Here is a 3,521-nt window from a genome sequence, read left to right as displayed (position 1 = left end):
TTTTTTTTAATAACAAAACCGATGGTAATATGTTGTGTTTTTGTAATATTTTTTCAACCTTAACCTGTCTTTTAATCGACTCTATTTCTGTAATTCTAATTACCTATTATTTCGCGAATGGTCTACCCATGAAAGAGGGGGCAAGTATTGCTTTTCAACTCTTCGCGTTTGTAATAAGTAGTTACTTGTTCAAGGTGGTATGTGCTTTACTAGATACCCTTCCTTTCTATTACGGAACGAGATGGTTGAAAAAATACCTACAAGTAGAACATGAGATAGATTAATAGGTTGTTTGTTGCTTTCTAAATTTTAAATGCCAAAGCAAAAAGAACAAGGCAAGGATAGAAAATCCGGCTCCAACCATAAAGGTTTGGGGAACGGATTTAAAGGTACTTTCATACATATATAAGGTGCTTGAAGCTCCAACCATGATACCTACCTCTAATGCTATAAACAAAGTTCCTGCACTAATTCCTCTTCTATGAGCTGGCGATAAATCTGCCATCCAAGCAAAAAGTGTTGGACTATTTATTCCTGTAGCTACACCAAATACAATGGCACCTAAGGTGAAGGAAAGCATACTTTCAGAGTATCCAACCATGAGCATACTTAAACAAAGTACAATGCAGCCTGCAATTAAAGTCTCTCTTCTACCATACTTATCAGATACCTTACCTGTAAATAGTCTTATTCCTATGGTAGATATTACATAGAAAAAGAAGAACCATCCTTTATTAGAAATGCCTAAATATTCTGACATGTCAGGAGAAAGCACGAAAATAATTCCAGAACATGTAGCGGTTAATATCATTACTATTCCAGCTGGAATCACATTGGTTTCTATGATTTCTGTTTTCTTTACTTTCAAAAGTTTAGGAGCGAAAACTTGAGGATTTTCTAAAGTTTCTCGTACGGTTAAAATCATTAATCCTGCGATGATAGCAAGTATACCACTGATGATAAACAATCCGTCAACACCTGCTAATTTGGTGATGGGTGTTCCTAAAAATTGACCAATTCCAATACCAAGGGATGTAGCTGTTCCAAACACACCCATTCCCTGACCGCGCTTATCGGCTGGTAAAATATCTGTAACTAATGCAGTAGCTCCCGTTGGTAAGAAGCCTGTAGAGAAACCATGGAAAAAACGCAGCGTTAAAAAGAAGAGTACACTTCCGCATAAAGGATAGAGGAAAGTAACTATGGTACTAACGGTAATTCCTATATACATGGTGGATTTTCTACCTATGGTATCGGATAGTTTTCCAGAAAATGGTCGAGAAATGGCGGCCGATAAAGTGAAAAGTGTAATAATTAAACCTTTGTATTCGATACCTCCAAGGGCGGTAATGAAATCATTGAGCTCGGGAATAATCAAGTTAAAACTTGTCATGAACAGCAAGAGAGATGTACAAATTGCCCAAAAGTTCTTACTGTATTTTTTCATGCTCAAAAAATTTGTGGCAAAGGTATCTCTATTTTGGAATTGAGCTCAAGGTTTTGGATGTGTTTTCAAGACAAAAGAAAGAAAATGAAAATTATTTCAGTTTTCAAAATCCAAAAGAAGTTTGTGGGCGTAGATATGTAAGAAATCCGTTTAAAACACGTCTATATAGTATGAAGAATTTTGTATGGATATCTCTAATAGTTGTGTTAAGTGCGTGTGGAGGAGTGAACTCATCTCAAACCGTACACTTAACCAATGCCGATGTGGAAAGGGAAGTTGAAGATACGCTTACCAAAGTGGTGAAGACAGATGAAGAATGGAAAAAAGAACTTTCTCCTGAAGCCTATGATGTGCTAAGAAAAGAAGGAACCGAGCAGGCTTTTACTGGGAAGTACTGGGATCATAAAGCCGATGGTGTTTATCACTGTGCTGGATGTGATTTACGGCTTTTCGACAGTAAAACGAAATTTAAGTCTGGAACAGGTTGGCCGAGTTTTTACGAACCGGTAAACCTTGTAAATGTTGGAGAGCTTGAGGATTATAAATACGGATGGCAAAGAATAGAAGTGGTGTGTAACAGATGTGATGGTCACTTGGGACATGTTTTCAACGATGGACCTGAACCAACTGGATTACGCTATTGTATAAATTCAGCTGCTCTAACTTTTCATAATAGGTAGTAAAACAAGTGAATAGTGTGTTTTTTGTTTTAGCCCCGACGTAAAGTCGGGGTTTTTCTTTACCAATAACTCTACGCTTGATTTTTACTGTTTACCAACCCAAAGGTTTTATATAAATGATACAATCCTGGCAAAACAAAGGCAGAAGCTATAAGTAAAGCCATTCCTAGACTTTGAAATACAGCATCAGGTACAGGGTTTTCTGTTAATCCCAATTGTCCTTCTTTAAAAATGATAAGGTTGGGAAAAATATCGATCACCCAAACGGTTAAAATCATTATAATTTGAAGCGCCATCCAAGCTCTAGGCATCCATCTATCTCCAGCGTTTATTCCTTTCCACATCGGTATAAAAAGTAAACCAGCAATGAATAGAATGACCCAAGTCCACCAGTTTTCCGCATAAATAAGAAAGAACGCACGTCCATATAAAATGCTTTCAACAAATACAAGTGCTCCCGAAATCAAAACAAACAAACTCGCTCTTTTGGCTTTTTTGATGTAGTAAAATTTCTCTTCACCCAAACTTTCTGTACTTAAGAAAACAGAAGAGATGTATGCCGTTAAACTTAAAACGAAGAAACCTGTGCATAAACTAAAGCTGTTGAACCAAGTCGCGATGTATAAGGTGTAAAAATCATTTCCTTCCACCTTATCAGGATGTATCATTTCTCCACTTAAGATAGCACCTATGATTACTCCAATGATGAAAGGAGTAAAGGCACTGGCATACTGGAAAATTTTATCGTAGAATTTTTGACTATCATCCTTATAGGCATCGTAATGTCTAAATACAAAGGCTGTTCCACGGGCTATGATTCCGAGCAATAATAAACTCAGCGGAATGTGTAATTGAGTAACGATAATGTTGTAGTAAATAGGGAACCCTATCCACATCACTACAATAACAACAATTAACCAAACGTGATTAGCTTCCCAAACCGGACCTATTATTCTATAGGCTGTTTTCTTGGTGATTTCTTTGTTTTGCTTGCTAGAGAAAAATTCCAAGACACCTACGCCAAAGTCTGCTCCTCCGAAAAGTAGGTAAAACAATATCGCTAAAAAGAGAAATGTGAGTACAATGAATTCCATATTACAAGCTATTTAGTTTTTTTATTTGTCTATTCATTAACCAATACACCGTAATGCTTAAACCAATGTAGATAAGCATGTATAAATAAAAACTGTATTGTATGCCTTGAACCGGAGTTACGGCATCTTTGGTTTTCATAATTCCATTGATTATCCAAGGTTGTCTCCCCAATTCCGTTACAAACCAACCTGCTTCTAGTGCTACAAAGCCAAGTGGGGTAGCGACTAAAAAGGCGTACAAGAACCATTTCTTTTGGCGCCAACTTTTCTTTTTTATGCTGATTAGGAAAATAATACCCA

Annotated in this window: 5 protein-coding genes; 2 read left to right on the top strand and 3 right to left on the bottom strand. The window is 36.8% G+C overall.

From position 1 onward, the window contains the following. The coding region (locus AC22ZQ_RS13450; RefSeq protein ID WP_318959282.1) for a VUT family protein at positions 1-284 on the top strand (284 nt) is incomplete at its 5' end. On the opposite strand, the gene AC22ZQ_RS13445 is transcribed toward AC22ZQ_RS13450, so the two are convergent. Next, positions 281-1,447 (bottom strand): MFS transporter, encoded by a 1,167-nt coding sequence (locus tag AC22ZQ_RS13445; RefSeq protein WP_318959281.1) that lies wholly within the window; start codon positions 1,445-1,447, stop codon positions 281-283. The two genes, AC22ZQ_RS13450 and AC22ZQ_RS13445, sit on opposite strands and share 4 nt — an antisense overlap. Before the next feature lie 170 nt (positions 1,448-1,617). Here AC22ZQ_RS13445 and msrB point away from each other — a divergent pair, with 170 nt between their 5' ends. Further along, entirely contained in the window at positions 1,618-2,127 is a 510-nt protein-coding gene (gene msrB / locus AC22ZQ_RS13440; RefSeq protein WP_318959280.1) for a peptide-methionine (R)-S-oxide reductase MsrB, read from the top strand. Between the two features lie 71 nt (positions 2,128-2,198). Here msrB and AC22ZQ_RS13435 read toward each other — a convergent pair whose 3' ends face one another. Both AC22ZQ_RS13435 and AC22ZQ_RS13430 read right to left on the bottom strand, forming a co-directional pair. After that, positions 2,199-3,221, bottom strand: coding sequence for a cytochrome d ubiquinol oxidase subunit II (locus AC22ZQ_RS13435; protein WP_318959279.1), 1,023 nt, complete (start codon positions 3,219-3,221; stop codon positions 2,199-2,201). Between the two features lies 1 nt (position 3,222). Then, on the bottom strand, positions 3,223-3,521 hold a 299-nt coding region (locus tag AC22ZQ_RS13430; protein ID WP_318959278.1), incomplete at its 5' end, for a cytochrome ubiquinol oxidase subunit I.

It is taken from the genome of Lishizhenia sp. (genome assembly GCF_057456495.1).
Note: the sequence above shows the minus strand (reverse complement) of the source record. Positions and strands in the feature narration are given on the sequence as shown.

Coding starts and splice junctions, on each gene's coding strand:
- AC22ZQ_RS13445 (WP_318959281.1), bottom strand. CDS start 1,447: ATGAAAAAATACAGTAAGAACTTTTGGGCAATTTGTACATCTCTCTTG.
- msrB (WP_318959280.1), top strand. CDS start 1,618: ATGAAGAATTTTGTATGGATATCTCTAATAGTTGTGTTAAGTGCGTGT.
- AC22ZQ_RS13435 (WP_318959279.1), bottom strand. CDS start 3,221: ATGGAATTCATTGTACTCACATTTCTCTTTTTAGCGATATTGTTTTAC.